Origin of the sequence: Caulobacter sp. CCH9-E1 (assembly GCF_001556515.1) — a bacterium.
GTDB lineage: Bacteria > Pseudomonadota > Alphaproteobacteria > Caulobacterales > Caulobacteraceae > Caulobacter.
Genome location: NZ_LSJA01000203.1, coordinates 1 through 14,116, shown reverse-complemented (window position 1 = coordinate 14,116; position 14,116 = coordinate 1). Strand labels below are relative to the sequence as shown.

Here is a 14,116-nt window from a genome sequence, read left to right as displayed (position 1 = left end):
TCTCCAGCTCCGAAAAGCTAGCATGGGTGTCCACTGAAACGAGGGAGGATCAACCCGCATCTTAGCGTCTATCAAAGCGCCATACAGGGCATCGCCAAGAACCGCTTCGCCGAGCCCGCCGCGCACGGCGGGCTCAAAAAGGAGATCTACCGTCGAAGCGACTAAAAGACCCGGAAAGCGAACAGCCGCTAGCGAGGTCGCTTTGCGCTCATCGATGAAGGCTGTGGTGCTAACCCGGTGGGCATGGACGAGTGTCGCCGCCTCGCCGTCGTCGAGGGTTTGGGCAGCATCGCCGGCCACCAGGCTCAGGAACAGATCTGCATCCTGAGGATCGAGGTCGACGACATGCATCAGTCCAAGGTGCAGAAGGGTCGCAACTTCGTCTGCGGCTTGCCTCCCCTTGGCCCGCCCCCGCTCCAACTCAGCAAGCGCTGTTTGGGTGATCTCCAGGGGCCCGCCATAGAGTTTAAGAATCTTGTCCGCGCAGCCGGTGGCAGCGAGATTGATCCACACGCTTGCATCCGCGACGGCCATGCGGGCCTCAGATCAGCGGACGAGAGGGCGCGTCATCGACCTCCTCGTCCTCGAAGGCGTCGATCAGCTCGCGGATCTCGACGCGATCGAGCTGCAGCAAACCGGCTAGCTGACCTTCGCTGAGGAGGTTCTGTCTCCAGGCCTCACGCGCCAACATGCCCAGACGCAACGACACCGGCCGGGCAGCATCGGCCTGGCGCGCGTCGGCACCCCAGGCTTCGCCGAGAACCTGGCGCGCCTGATCGTTGGTGATCCCGCCGTTGTGCTCGAACCAGTCCCAAGTCCCGACTTTGGTTAAGCTTAGTTCTTCCAAGCGACGGACCATGGCTTCGCGAGCTACGCCGAACGCGTGGGCCAAGACAATCACGTGGCGTCGGGTCAACTGAGAACTTCCGGCGGTAACGTCCCGGAACATCGCCATGACTGCGCGGGCGGGAGTCAGGAAGGCTCGGGCGAATGCGTTCGCGTATCGCTCCTCGCGACTCGTTTCGGGCGATCCGTCATAGAGAGCATCGGGTGCTCGTCGAGTAGAGACGAGGTGACCCAGTTCGTGAGCCCCGGTCTGCGCTCGGCGTTCGCGTGGATGGGCCCCGTTTAGGAGAACGCAAGGCCCGGCCGCCTCGTCATAGGCATAGAGGCCCGACACTTTGGCGGGAAGGCGTCGGACGAAAACCCTGACGCCAAGCTGAAGTTCCAGCAAGGAGACGATGTCGTAGACCGGCGCTTGGCCGATCCCCAGCCACTGACGCAGCTCTGCTGCGTCATGCTCGGCTTGCAGGACCACATCACCCGGCATCAACGGTCGCTCCGGCGGATCGTTTCGCGGCCGGCGCACGCCCAAAAGATCTTCAAGTTCCAGTTCAGCCTGCACCAAGGTGGTTAGGAGTGCGACCGCACCCTCTACGCCGTCATCCTGCTCCCCCATTCGGCGAAAGCGCGGTTTGAGGTCGACTTGGACAGCCTCCCGCCTCAGCAGGGCGTTCACTGAAATCCCATAGAGCGAGGCCAGGCGTTGTAGCTCATCCAGCTTGGCGCGACGTTGGCCCTGCTCGATCGCGACCACGGTGGTGCGCGCCACTTCCAGCGCGGCCGCAGCGGCAGCCTGGGTGACCTTCGCCGCCTCCCGAGCGATCCGTAAGCGTTCGCCGACCTCTATTGGGGAAAGTGCTTCGGTCATGCCGGGACGACCGACAGGTCCCGCACGAAGGACTCCGGCGCCAGAGAGTCCAAGAACCGGCGCCATTCGGCGGCGTGACGGGTAAGGAGTGAGCGCAAGCGCCCTTCGATCTCGACTGGATCCTGGTTCAGGACCTCGGCTGTCTCGCGAGCAACGCGACGTACGGCGCGCACCGCGCTCGGCGCGATAGCGAGGTCCGCCATGTGATCCATGTGTAGGATGCCTGCAATAGCGTGCTCCCGCATGGAGTCGGTGATCCCGATGAAGCCCTCCACAGCACCCGCCTCAAAGGTCGAGGCCGACAGGTTTTCCCAGATGTAGGCACCGGCCGGCTCTGCCAATCCGGCGGCGAACATGCTCATGCGCCGAAGCATACACGCCGCGCAGATGCCGCACTGACGACGACGTCCATCGATGGACGCGTGGCGCGACTGTTGCCAGCAGGAGCGAGTATCTGACCAGGACGGTGGGTGGGGCAGCGCCGCCGCTTCCGCCAGGGTCTCGCCCTTAGTGGACCATAGCCGCGGATATTCATAGTGGGCGGTCGAGCCAACCAGTGCTTCGAACAGGCGCTCGACCCTGGTGGTGAATAGCGGGTGGACACGGTAGTCGGGATAGATCTGGCCGCTAACGGCCATCATCGGACCGAAGGAGCCCTGCCCACTCTCGGTAACGATGATCCGGTCCACACCGGCGATCTGCGCCGCCACACCGGTCACCACGGCGAACTTGAAGCCACGAGACCGAGCTGACGATTCCTTACGCTGCGGAACCTGGACCTTGTAGGGCACGAGGGTAAACGCCGCACGGCGGCGCTCACGCTGGGGGTCGTCGACCCCCACCGAGCCCAGACGTACACGAACCAGATCGGCGCGGCCGACAGCCTGAGCGGTGATCGCGTGGACAGCCCGAGAATCTAGACCGTCGCTGTATGGCATGATGGCCTTAGCCTCAGCCGGCAGTTCGAGGCTCGCCTGGCGGATGCCCTGAGCGCTCTGCCGGCGCGCCACGAAACTAAAGGTCCAGGTATCGCCAGTGAGGAAGGTCAGCGCGCCTTCCAATGCCGATTTGACTGCTGTTGACGACCACAGCTGTACATCGTGCACAGCAACGCGGACATCGAAGGTCCGGGACCATGATACAGTCGAGCGCGCCTTGGCGGCGTCACAGTATTCCGCCGCCGCTGCGACGACGAGAAGATCAAAGAGCTCGGGACGCCACTTGGAAAAAAAGTAGGTTTCCAGCCCCTCAGTCGACAGGCGGATAGCGTCGCCTAGCGCGGCGAGTTCGGCCTCGTCACGCACCCGGACTCCCTCGTCGACGACGTCGACGAACATGGTCTCGTCGACCAGGCGGATGGCGAGGGCGGTCAAAAGCTTACTCCTTCATCAAGACCGGACCTGTCAGTTGGGACGGTCAAGTCACGGGCGGAAACTCCCGCGGCCAGGGCAGTCGCGAGGCCCTTCAGGTCCGTCGCCTGAACCGACTCGGTTAGGCGCCCGCGGATGTCCGCCGCCTTACCCTGGGAGGCTTCGCGACGGTAGTGTTCCTCGACTTGCCGCAAGCCGCGATCAGCGCGCTCCGCGATAGTCGCGGCAGCCGCCTCCTCGAACGCAGCTGCACCCCGGTAGCCGTCGCGCAAGACGTCCATCGCATTGTCCGCGAGTAGGGCTTCCATCGGATTTGTCGCCTGGACCCGCAAGCGGGCCACCTCGTGCTTTGCGATCTCGGAAATAAGTACGCCGCGATCGTCGTCCCCGAGAGCGGCGCGCATTTGACGTAGGAATGGTTGCCCGATCTCCCGCCAATCGGCCGCCAACGCGGCCGGCATGGCCTCAGCCACCTCTGCTGCACTATGTGCGGCGTTGCCGGCAACCTTCGCTAGCGCTCGCCATTTCGCGCTCATTTTCAAAGTCTTGTAAGGGCCGTCGCTCATGCAGGCATCCTCCAATGTCAGGATGAATGCTCGATTCTTCCGACAATGTCAAATGAACCGCGTTCGACGCCTGACATTGTCAGACCCATCAACCGGCTGATGGCCTGCTGCGCCTAACGATCGAAGACGAGCCAGACCGGCTGTAATTACCTCCAACAGCTCGGACCTCCGCGTCAGCGATCGTCACCCGAACGGGCCGAGACCGCGAAGCGGGCTCGGCGGCGGCCAGCGCGGCATGCCGCGTCTGGTGCCGTAGAGCGCGATCGCGCGCATTGCGCGCGAGACGCCCTACTTCTCGCTACCGGTCCTTCCGGCGAACAAGCTCTGCTTCGGTCACAGCCAAGGCGGCCGCCAACCGCTCAAGGACACGCAGGCTGATGTTGCGCTTCCCGTTCTCTATGCCGGACAAATAGGTCTGATGGATCTCGGCGACATGGGCGAGTTCGTCCTGCGGGACGCCACGCGCCTCCCGCAAGGCGCGAATATTCGCCCCTACGACCACTCGGAGATCCATGCTCCGACGGCGCATCATCCCGCCGCGATGCGGAATAGACTATAAGTAAAGTGACCACAAAAGCGTCTCGGCCCTTCGCGACCGGGCGTCCGTCAGCGCCGAATTACAAGATCGGTTTCAGGAACCCGAAGGGCTGACGCCAAGCGCTCAAGCACCTTCATGCTAAGATTTCTTTTTCCCGTCTCGACGCCTGAGAGATAGGTGGGGTGGATACCGGCCAAGTGTGCGAGTTCGTCCTGCGGAAGGCCTCTCGCCTCCCGCAGGGTGCGAACGTTCGCTCCCACCACGGCCAGAAAATCCATGGTCGGAAGGCGCACGCTCGGCGCTGGACTGTGAATAGACTATGAGTAAAGTGGAGGAATATCGTCGTGCGTTCGCGACGCTCACGCGGGCACGGCTCGATCCGGATTCCGCCCGCATCATTCGGCTTGGAATGCGGTTTATGTCTCCGCTCGATGGTCAAATCACCGCCCCTGACACCCAGCCCTCGGAAGGCGGGACGCCGCCGCTCGCCGACGCCTATCTGCGCCATCGCGACTGGCTGACGGCGCTCCTGGCGCGCCGCTATCCGCAAGACGCCGACGACATCGCCCAGGACACCTGGCTGCGGGTCCACGACTACCGGCCGCCCCGGCCCGTCCGCAGTCCCAAGTCGCTGCTGGCCCGCATCGCCCTGAACCTGGCGGCCAGCCGCTTCCGCCGGAGCGCGCGCGAGGTCCCCACCGATCCCGACCACAAGACCCTGGCCGACCAGACGATCGACGCCAGCCAGGAGCAGGCGATCCTTTTCGAACAGATGTTGCTCGCCTTACCGCCCAAGTTGCGCGATGTTTTCGCCCTGAACCATGTCAGGGGCCTCACCTATCGGGAAATCGCGCAGCTGCGCGGCATCTCGGTCAAGGCGGTGGAAAAGCGAATGACCCAGGCTATCGCCCGATGCGCCGACATGATCCGGAGCTAGGCGGATCACGTCATGATCGATGACAAGACCCAGGCCAGAAGCGCCCAGCCGGGCGGCGGGGAGCCCCGCAGCGCCGACGACAAGCGCGCGCGCGACGAGGCGGCCGCCTGGTACGCCAAGCTCAGCGCCCAACGGGTCAGCAACGCCGACCTGACGACCTTCTTCGCCTGGCGCGAAGACAGCCTCAATGACGCCGCCTACACCCGCATCGAAGCCCTGACGACGGGCGTGCGGGCCCTGGCCGACGATCCGAGACTCCAGGCCATCGCCGAGACGGCCGCGCGCCGGCCGCGCGGGATCGGCGCGCGGCTGCGAGGCCTCGGCCAAGGCCGCGGCGTCCGGACCCTCGGCGTCGGCGCGGCCCTGGCCGCGGCCGCGGTGATCGGAGCGGTGCTGCTTGGCCAGGCCGGCCAGCAGACCTATCGGACCGAGATCGGCGAGCGGCGGGCCATCAGCCTGGCCGATGGCTCGACGGTCGAACTCAACACCAACAGCCAGGTGCGCGTGCGGCTGTCCAAGGCCCAGCGCAGCCTGATCCTCGACAAGGGCCAGGCGATGTTCGTCGTCGCCCATGACGCGGGGCGTCCCTTCGTCGTCACGGCCGGCGACACGGCGGTGCGGGCCATCGGCACGCGGTTCGAGGTCTATCGGGCCGACGGTGCGGTGCGGGTGACCCTGGCCGAGGGCCGCGTCCAGGTCAGCCAGGCCGGCGCGCAAAACACGGCGCGGCCCGCGCCGGTGATCCTGTCGGCGGGACAGCGGGTCGATGTCGTCCGCGCCGCGCCGGTCAAACCGGTCGCCGTCGACGTGGCGGCGGCCACCGGCTGGACCAGCGGCCGCCTGACCTTCAAGGACGTGCCCCTGGCCGAGGCGGTGGCGGAGGTCAATCGCTACAGCCGTCGCCAGGTGGTGCTGGGTCCCGGGGCGCCGGCGGACCAGCGGGTCAATGGCGAGTTCGACGCCGGCGACACCGAGACCTTCGCCCGGGGGATGGCCGCCTTGCTGGACCTCAAGAGCGTCCCGCGCCCGGACGGCGGCGTCGAACTGACCGCCGAACGCTCCGGCCCCGCTTGACGTCATAAATCTTTCGCATCCCGGTAGGGTGTGACGCCCTCCCAGGAGTCTTACCCCCGCCGCGCCCCGGCGAGAGACCGCCATCGTGGCGGCCCCGTGCGCGCGGCGGGGGGATGTGAACGATGCGCGCTTATCGTCAAAGCCTGTTGGGGCTCAGTTGCCTGACGCTGGCCACCGGGTGGGTCGGACAAGCCCTGGCGGCCCCAAACGCCTCGGGAATGGAGGATGTCCAGGCCAACGCGCCCGCCCGGTCGAGCAAGGCCAGTCAGGCCGCCGATCCCGTGGTCGAGGTGCGCCTGGCCAAGGGACCGCTGGGCGCGGCGCTGTTCGCGCTGGGCCGCCAGACGGGAACCCAGATCCTGTTCACCAGCGAGATGGTGGCCGGCCGCAGCGGGCCGGCGGTCAGCGGACGGATGACGGCCGCGCAGGCCCTGGACCGGCTGCTGGTCGGGGTCGATCTCGAGGTCCAGCGGATGACCGGCAAGGTGTTCGTGTTGCGGGCCCGCGCCCAGCTGATCTCGACGGCCGGACCGGCGCGCGCGCAGGACACCGACGCCGACGCGCCGCCCGTCCCGCCGCTGGTCCAGGCCGCGCCGGAGGACCCGACCCTGCTGTCGGAGATCGTGGTCGGGAGCCATATCCGGGGCGCCAAGGACAGCGCCTCGCCGGTGATCATCCTGGATCGCGAGAGCCTGGACCGGGCCGGCCGCACCAGCGTGGCCGACGCGCTTTCGGCCTTGCCCCAGGCGTTCGGGGGCCTGGGCAACGAGGACGCCAGCTCGACCGGCGCCGACCCGACCGGGACCAATTCCAACAAGGCCACCGGGGTGAACCTGCGGGGCTTGGGCACCGACGCCACCCTGGTTCTGGTCAATGGCCGGCGTCTGGCCGGAACAGGTCTGCGCGGCGACTTCGCCGACGTGTCGTCGATCCCGATGGCGGCGGTGGAACGCATTGAAGTGCTGCTCGACGGGGCCTCGGCCCTCTACGGCTCGGACGCGGTCGGCGGCGTCGTCAACATCGTGCTGCGCAAGCGTTTCGAGGGCGCCGAGACCCGGGCCCTGGTCGGCGGAACCACCCAGGGCGGGGCCAGCCAGTGGTCGTTCGGCCAGACGGTCGGCCACGACTGGGACAGCGGCAATCTGGTGGTCAGTTACGAGCATAGCGCCCGCGACCGACTGAAGGGGCGGGACCGGGACTATACCGGCCAGGCCGACCTGCGCGCCCTCGGCGGCACGGACCATCGCCGCTACTACGGCATGCCGGGCACCATCCTGCGCGCCAACGCCGCCGGGGTGCTGGTCCCGGCCTACGCGATCCCCGCCGGTCAGAACGGCACGGGACTGACGCCCGCCAGCTTCCAGGCCGGCACGGTCAATCTGGAGAACCAGCTGGCCGCCTATGACGTGCTGCCCCGCCAACGCCGCGACAGCCTCTATGTCGCCTTGGCGCAAGACCTGACGCCGGGCGTGTCGCTGTCGGCCGACGCGCGGGCCACGCGCCGCCGGTTCACCAACCGCAGCGTCGCCTCCAGCCCGACCCTGACGGTGAACCGCAGCAATCCGTATTTCGTGTCGCCAACCGGTCAGACGTCCGAGCGCATCGCCTATTCCTTCCTCAATGAACTGGGCGGCCAGCGGGTCAACGGCGTGGCCGACACCCTGGGCCTCAGCTTCGGCGGCCAGGCTCGTCTGCCGGGGACCTGGCGGCTGGACGCCTACGGCGCCTATGGCCTGGAGCAGGGCCGCTCGCGCACCGACAATCTCGTCAACACCAGCTACCTGTCCGAGGCCCTGGGGACCACCGCCAACAACGCCGCCACCCCGTTCAGCACGGCGGCCAACGGCTTCTTCAACCCGTTCATCGGCCAGGGCTCCAACCCCAGGACGGTCCTCGACTTCATCAGCGGCGGCTATCTGACGCGCAAGACGCGCGGCGAGACGGCGTCAGTCAATCTCAAGCTCGACGGCGAACTCTTCACCCTGCCGGCCGGGGCGGTCGGCCTGGCGGTCGGCGGCCAGATCCGTCGCGAGGCCCTGAAGACCGGCGGCGTCAGCCTGACCTCGGGCTTTGTCCCGACCGAGGTGGCGCGGCGCGACGTCCACCGCACGATCGATGCTGCGTTCGCCGAAGTGCGTGTGCCGATCTTCGGCGGCGGCTTCGTGCGGCCCGGGCTGCAACGGCTGGAGCTGTCGGCGGCCGTGCGGCGCGAGGACTATGGCCAGATCGCCAGCACCGACCCGAAGGTCGGGGTGATCTGGTCGCCGGCCGCGGGCCTGACGGTCAAGGCCAGCTACGGAACCTCCTTCCGGGCCCCGGCCCTGATCGAGCTGAACGAGCCGCAGATCTATGCGCCGACCACCCTGACCCGGAACGGCCAGGACACCATCGTGATGATCCTCTACGGCGGCAATCTGGACCTGCGCCCCGAGACCGCGACGTCCAAGACCCTGACCCTTGAACTGGCGCCGGCGCGCTGGCCCCGGTTCAAGGCGTCGGTCACGGGCTTCGACACCCGCTTCACCGACCGCATCGGCCAGCCCGGCTTGGACAATCTCTCCACGGTGCTGACCGCGCCGGAATTCGCCCCGTTCGTCAGCCTGGTCTCGCCGGGCAGCAACCCCGCCGATCTCGCCCGCATCCAGGCCCTGATCGACGATCCGCGCTCCCTGGCGCAAGGCATCTTCCCGGCCCAGTCCTACGCGGCGATCATCGATGGGCGCTGGGTCAACACCGGCCAGCTGCGGGTGCGCGGCTTCGACATCTCGGCGCGCTACGCCGCCCAGCTCGGCAAGGATCCGCTGGCGCTCACCGCCGACGTCACCTGGCTCGTCGACTACCAGCGCAAGATCACGCCGCAGGCCCGCGCCGTGCAGCAAGCGGGGGTCGCCGGCCAGCCCGCGGACCTGCGCCTGCGGGCCGCCGCCAGCTGGACCCACGGCGCCCTGACCACCACGGCGGCGCTCAGCCATGTCGGTGATCTGCGCACCGAGACCGGCGGCCGGATCAAGCCGTGGACCACCGCCGATCTCAACCTGACCTACGGCTTCAAGACCGGGCCGATGCGAGGCCTCTCGCTGGCCTTGAACGTCCAGAACCTGCTGGACGACGATCCGCCGTTCTACGACTCCAACCTTGGCGTCGGCTACGACCCGGCCAACGCCGATCCCCTCGGCCGCACGGTGACCCTGCAGCTGACCAAGACCTGGTAGCGGCGCGCCCGCGCCCCTGACCCCAACCCTGTAATCCGGAGCCTCCCCATGCGCCGCCTCGCGCCGCGCCTGCTCGCCTGCGCCCTGTTCGGGGCAGGCGCGGCGCAGGCCACGCCGTTCACCGTCGACCAGCTGCTGAACCAGCAGCGGCTGGGAACGGTCAGCATCGACCCCTCGCAGCGCTGGCTGGTCGTCCCGACCACCGCGCCCTACCGGTCGGCGACCTCGTGGGCGCTGGAGTTCGACACGCCGATGACCATCACCCGGTTGTCGGTGGTCGACCTGCGGGCCGACAGTCCGCCCCGGTTGTTGCTGGGCGAGGCGGACGGCGGCGCGGGCGATAGACCCGACGCCTACGGCTATACGCCGGGGCCCTTCGCGCCGTCGGGCGCTCGGATGGCGGTGATCCGGGCGCGCGGCGCCAGCCTCGAAGTCGGGATCGTCACCCTGGCGACGGGCGCGGTCGTGTGGACGGGGCTTTTCCCGACCTCCGACGTCTGGGGCCGATCGATGCAGTGGGCGGAAGAGGACCGGCTCGTCGTCCTGGCCAAGGACCCGGACGCCCCGGCGATGGGCGCGCTCACCGGCGCCCAGACGCAAGACCGCCTGATCGACAAATGGCGGGAGACGCAAAATGGTCGCCCCGGCGTGACCCTGCTCGGGGCCGGCCGCTATCTTGAGCGCACGCCCTCGGCCGCGCCGGGGCGGTTGGTGGCGGTCGACGCGACCACCGGCCAGGGCCGCGTTCTGGCGCAAGGGGCGTTCATCGACCTGGAGGTAGCGCCGGGCGGGCGACGGGCGGCCATGCTCGTCGAGGCCGAGACCCTGCATCCGGATCCCTCGCGCCCGGCCTACACCACCGATCCTTACCGGCGCCGGCGGGTCGTGGTGGTCGATCTGACCAGCGGCGCGACCTGGTCGCCGTGCCCGACCTGCGAGGTCGCCACCGATCTCCTGGCCTGGTCGCCGAGCGGCCTGCAACTGCTCGTCTTCGCCAAGCCCGACGCGAGCGACTGGACGGCGGCGCGCTACTGGCGCCTGAACGCCGCGGCCCAGCGCGCGCAGCCCCTGGAGAATCCGGCCGCCCAGACCAGCGCCGAGACCACGCGCTACGGCTCTCGCGTGCCGCGCGCCGACTGGATGGGCGAGGATCCGCTGATCCTGGCGCGAGCGCCGGGCGCGCCGGCGGGCCAGACCGACTGGCTGCGCTGGACGGCGAACGGGCCCCGTCCCCTGACCCTGGGCCTGCCGCCGGGCCCGCGCGCGCTCGAAGCGACCGCCGCCAACGCCATCATCGTCTCCCAGGCCGGCAAGCTCTGGCGGATCGACGGCCAAGGCCGGGCCAAGCTGCTGGGGATCGGCGCCAGTGTTCCGGGTCCCGGCGCGGCGGGCGGCGAGCGCCTGGCGTTCAACAATCGCCCCGCCGTTGACGCCCTAGCCCTGGCCTTGCCGGCCCCGGACGGTCAGGACCTCGGCCAAGTGCGCGATCATCGCCTGCGGCGCCTGGGCCTGACCACAGCCCCCGGCGAGAGCGTGCTGGCCGCCGCTGGCCAAGCCGGCGCGGTGGCCAGCCTTGGCCGTGACGCCCATGGCGTCGAGCGTGTGATCGTGCGCCGCCGCGACCGCTCGCCCCAGACCGTCGCCACCCTGAACCCTCAGCTGGCGCAGGTGGATTTCGCGCGGCCGCGGGCGATCACCCACCTGGGGCCACGCGGCCAGGCCCTGACCAGCTGGCTCTACCTGCCGCCCGACCTGCCGGCCGGCCGCAAGGCGCCGCTGGTGACGATCCCGTATCTCGGCCGCGACTATCCCGGCCCGCCGGCCAGCCAGAGCGCCCCGGCTCGGCAGGTGTTCCTCAACGCCCAGATCCTGGCGGGCGCCGGTTACGCGGTTCTGCTGCCCAGCCTGCCGATCGATCCGGATCGTGAGCCGGCCCAGGGCCTGGCCGACCAAATCCTGAACGTCGTCGATGCGGCGGCGGCCCAGGAACCGGCGATCGACGCCGGCCGCCTGGCCCTGATGGGCCACAGCTACGGGGGCTACACCGTGCTGACCGCCGCGACCCAGAGCCCGCGCTTCAAGGCCGTGGTCGCCAGCGCCTTCTCCGCCGACCTGATCGGCCACTACACCCGCAAGAGCTTGTCGGCGACGGTGCTGCCCGAGGCCGGGGTGAGCCTGATGGGCGACGCCGGCTGGGCCGAGCTGGGCCAGGGACGGATGGGCGCGCCGCCCTGGCGCGATCCGCAACGCTACCTGCGCAACAGCCCCGTCCTCTTCGCCGACAAGATCACCGCGCCGGTCATGTTGATCATGGGCGACCTCGACGGCGATCCGGCCCAGGCCCTGACCATGTTCGGGGCGCTCTTCCGGCAGGACAAGGATGCGATGCTGCTGACCTATCATGGCGAAGGCCACGTCGTGCTGACGCCCGGCAACATCGCCGACGAGTATCGCCGCGTGCTCGACTTCCTGAACGAACGGATCGGCGACGGCGCGACCAGTCCGAACGCCGGCGGCGCACCGGCTAGACCGTCGTGATCTTCCGTTCCCACGCCCGGACCCAGGCTTCGACCGTCGCGGCCAGCATCACCTCGCCCACGCAATCGCGCCAGATCATCGGCTCGCGATGCAGCAGGGGTTCGAGCCGGTCGCTGTCGATCAGGCCCTTGGCCGCCAGCCGCCCGTCGAGCAGGAACGGCCGCAGGGCAGGCAGGCTGGCGGCCAGGCTCTTGGAGAAGAACACCGTGACGTCGCCCTTGGAGCGGCGCTTCAGGCTCTCGGGCGGCAGGCGATCGGCGAAGGCCGCTCGGGCGAACGGCCGGTCGACCGCGCCGAGCGCCAGGATCGGCGCGGGGATGGAAAGGCACGCCTCGATGATCGGCTGGGCCATCAGGGGATGGATCAGGTCGGCGGCCCGGCCTCGCAGACTGTCGCCGTAGGCGGTTTGGATGTTGGTCAGGCCGCGGATCTGGATGCGCTTGGCCGGACTGACGCCGCGATGGTCAGCCACCCAGGGATGCGGCGGCGGCAAGGCCACGCCGTCGGCCAGGAAGCTCGGCGGCGGGATCCCCGGGGACAAGCGCGCCAAGGGCTGCATCGCGCGCGCCATCAATGACCACACCGTGGTGCGGGTGCGCCGGGCCAGCATGGCCAGGGACGCCGCGCGACCAGCCGGCGTGGGGCGTCCCTGGAGGATGTCGGCCGCCAGGGCCGGATGTCCCATCTGGTAGAAGACGCCGTCCCCGCCCTGTCCCGTGAACAACGCCTGCGCCCCGACCTTGCGCAACTGCTCGGCCAGGTCACGATCGAGGTCGGGGTCCTGGGCGTTGAGGCCCGGCCGACCGGCGCCGGCGGTCTGATCCAGCACGGCCCCGTCCACCGCCATCAGGCCCCGCAAACTGGTCACCAACGGAAAGCCGAAGCGATCGGCGATGCGCTGGGCCCAGGCCCGCTCGTCGCCTTCGCGCTGCGGCCAGTAGGCGTTGATCGCCGCGACCACCGGCGCGCCGCAGCGGGTGAGGCTGGCGGCGACGATCGCCGAATCCAGGCCGCCGGAGATTTCCAGCAGGATGGAGGAACGATCCTTGGCCAGGGCCGCCACGCAGGCGTCGACCAGATCGGCCAGGCCCTTGGGATCGAGCCAGGTTCGAGATGGCCGCGCGTGATCGGCCGGTCGCCACAGCCGGGTCGCCTGGCTCGCGTCCCAGCCCGCCCGCATCGTGCCGGGGCCGATGGCGACCACGCCCGCCAAGGGGCAGATCTCGCTCCAGAGATTGCCGCGGGCCAGGAGGTCGCCGACCTTGGTCCAGTCGACCGCCAGCCCCTCGGGCGCGCACGGGCCCTGAGCGGGCGGGATCGAGGCGATGAACGTCACCTCGTCGCGAACCCAGGTCAGGCAGTCCAGCGCCCCGGTCGGATCGCGCAACAGCGTGGGCGGCGCATCGCCCGCCTTGAGGATCGCCACGTAGCGCCCCCAGGCATGGCGGATCAGGAGCCGCGCGGCGTCGGCAGGCGCCACGCCGACCATCAGGTGAAGCGGGAAATCCTGCGCGCGGCCCTCGCGGGTCGCGGCGGTGTCGAAGAGGTCGCCGATCACGGCCCCGCCCTGGTTTGGCACGGCCCGGACGACCGGCGGGCGGGCGCCGCGGACGTAGACGGCGATCTCGTGGGCGCGATGGGCCAGGGTCCAGTCCCCCTCGGCCTCGATCGCGGCGCGCTTGGCCTCGGCCGCCTGGCTCGGCACGCCTCGGGGCCAGACCATGGCGAGATACTCGCCCATCAGACCGCCAGGATCGGGGTGTAGGCGATGAGGCGTTCGACATCGTCGTCCAGCGCCACCGGCCCGGACTGCAGCCAGCAGTGAGCCATGAACGGCCAGGTCCGCACGCCAATCACCCAGTCGGCGTCGAGCCCGAGGCGCCGCAGATAGCCCAGGAGCTGATAACTGCGCTTGAGGCAGGCGCCGCCGACCGGCGACCAGGGCCGCAGGACCGCGAAGACGGCGGCGGCGTCCAGCACGGCTTCATGGTGGGCGGCGTCGTGCGACGTCGCGCCGGGCTGGCGGCCGCGCCGCGCGCGCTCCAGGATCCGCGCGAAGTCGAGGCGACGGAAATCGCGCGCCGCCGCGCCGCTGGCGAGCAGGCCGGCGGCGATTTCGCGCGGGCGTGGACGGCGGGCGGCGCCGCGCAGATCGAGGGTGGGTTTGGGC

Annotated in this window: 12 protein-coding genes; 4 read left to right on the top strand and 8 right to left on the bottom strand. The window is 69.3% G+C overall.

Annotated features, from left to right (window positions below; genetic code table 11):
* The 6 genes from AX690_RS12205 to AX690_RS22290 all read right to left on the bottom strand — a co-directional run.
* Positions 1-534, bottom strand: a 534-nt coding sequence (locus AX690_RS12205) for a hypothetical protein (RefSeq protein ID WP_066730392.1), incomplete at its 3' end; no start/stop codon positions are given.
* 7 nt (positions 535-541) lie between these two features.
* On the bottom strand, positions 542-1,711 hold the full coding sequence (locus AX690_RS12200; protein WP_066686011.1) for an XRE family transcriptional regulator: 1,170 nt from the start codon (positions 1,709-1,711) through the stop codon (positions 542-544).
* Positions 1,708-3,084, bottom strand: coding sequence for a 7-cyano-7-deazaguanine synthase (locus AX690_RS12195; protein ID WP_066686007.1), 1,377 nt, complete (start codon positions 3,082-3,084; stop codon positions 1,708-1,710). Before AX690_RS12195 ends, AX690_RS12200 begins: the two co-directional genes overlap by 4 nt.
* Entirely contained in the window at positions 3,081-3,647 is a 567-nt protein-coding gene (locus tag AX690_RS12190; protein WP_066686005.1) for a hypothetical protein, read from the bottom strand. The genes AX690_RS12195 and AX690_RS12190 overlap by 4 nt, the downstream gene beginning before the upstream one ends.
* A 298-nt stretch (positions 3,648-3,945) precedes the next feature.
* On the bottom strand, positions 3,946-4,176 hold the full coding sequence (locus AX690_RS12185) for a helix-turn-helix domain-containing protein (protein ID WP_066686015.1): 231 nt from the start codon (positions 4,174-4,176) through the stop codon (positions 3,946-3,948).
* A gap of 77 nt (positions 4,177-4,253) precedes the next feature.
* A complete protein-coding gene (locus AX690_RS22290) occupies positions 4,254-4,463 on the bottom strand; it encodes a helix-turn-helix domain-containing protein (protein ID WP_082769634.1) in 210 nt (69 codons plus the stop codon).
* Positions 4,464-4,594: 131 nt separating this feature from the next.
* On the opposite strand from AX690_RS22290, the gene AX690_RS12180 reads away from it, so the two are divergent.
* From AX690_RS12180 to AX690_RS12165, 4 genes are all read left to right on the top strand, one after another.
* Positions 4,595-5,122 carry an RNA polymerase sigma factor gene (locus AX690_RS12180; protein ID WP_082769633.1) on the top strand — a complete coding sequence of 176 codons (528 nt, stop codon included), beginning with the start codon at positions 4,595-4,597 and terminating at the stop codon, positions 5,120-5,122.
* 12 nt (positions 5,123-5,134) lie between these two features.
* Positions 5,135-6,196, top strand: coding sequence for a FecR family protein (locus tag AX690_RS12175; RefSeq protein ID WP_066686001.1), 1,062 nt, complete (start codon positions 5,135-5,137; stop codon positions 6,194-6,196).
* A 122-nt stretch (positions 6,197-6,318) separates the two neighbouring features.
* Positions 6,319-9,408: a TonB-dependent receptor gene (locus tag AX690_RS12170; protein ID WP_066685999.1), complete on the top strand. Its 3,090-nt coding sequence runs from the start codon at positions 6,319-6,321 to the stop codon at positions 9,406-9,408.
* A 48-nt stretch (positions 9,409-9,456) separates the two neighbouring features.
* Entirely contained in the window at positions 9,457-11,946 is a 2,490-nt protein-coding gene (locus AX690_RS12165) for a prolyl oligopeptidase family serine peptidase (protein ID WP_066685997.1), read from the top strand.
* Here AX690_RS12165 and AX690_RS12160 read toward each other — a convergent pair.
* Positions 11,933-13,690: a lasso peptide isopeptide bond-forming cyclase gene (locus AX690_RS12160; protein WP_066685995.1), complete on the bottom strand. Its 1,758-nt coding sequence runs from the start codon at positions 13,688-13,690 to the stop codon at positions 11,933-11,935. The genes AX690_RS12165 and AX690_RS12160 overlap by 14 nt on opposite strands.
* Positions 13,687-14,116, bottom strand: a 430-nt coding sequence (locus AX690_RS12155) for a lasso peptide biosynthesis B2 protein (protein ID WP_156449643.1), incomplete at its 5' end; no start/stop codon positions are given. The genes AX690_RS12160 and AX690_RS12155, both read right to left, overlap by 4 nt.

Bases quoted from the DNA above. Each gene is read 5' to 3' on its own strand.
- AX690_RS12200 (WP_066686011.1), bottom strand. From the start codon at position 1,711: ATGACCGAAGCACTTTCCCCAATAGAGGTCGGCGAACGCTTACGGATC.
- AX690_RS12190 (WP_066686005.1), bottom strand. From the start codon at position 3,647: ATGAGCGACGGCCCTTACAAGACTTTGAAAATGAGCGCGAAATGGCGA.
- AX690_RS12185 (WP_066686015.1), bottom strand. From the start codon at position 4,176: ATGCGCCGTCGGAGCATGGATCTCCGAGTGGTCGTAGGGGCGAATATT.
- AX690_RS22290 (WP_082769634.1), bottom strand. From the start codon at position 4,463: ATGGATTTTCTGGCCGTGGTGGGAGCGAACGTTCGCACCCTGCGGGAG.
- AX690_RS12180 (WP_082769633.1), top strand. From the start codon at position 4,595: ATGCGGTTTATGTCTCCGCTCGATGGTCAAATCACCGCCCCTGACACC.
- AX690_RS12175 (WP_066686001.1), top strand. From the start codon at position 5,135: ATGATCGATGACAAGACCCAGGCCAGAAGCGCCCAGCCGGGCGGCGGG.
- AX690_RS12170 (WP_066685999.1), top strand. From the start codon at position 6,319: ATGCGCGCTTATCGTCAAAGCCTGTTGGGGCTCAGTTGCCTGACGCTG.
- AX690_RS12165 (WP_066685997.1), top strand. From the start codon at position 9,457: ATGCGCCGCCTCGCGCCGCGCCTGCTCGCCTGCGCCCTGTTCGGGGCA.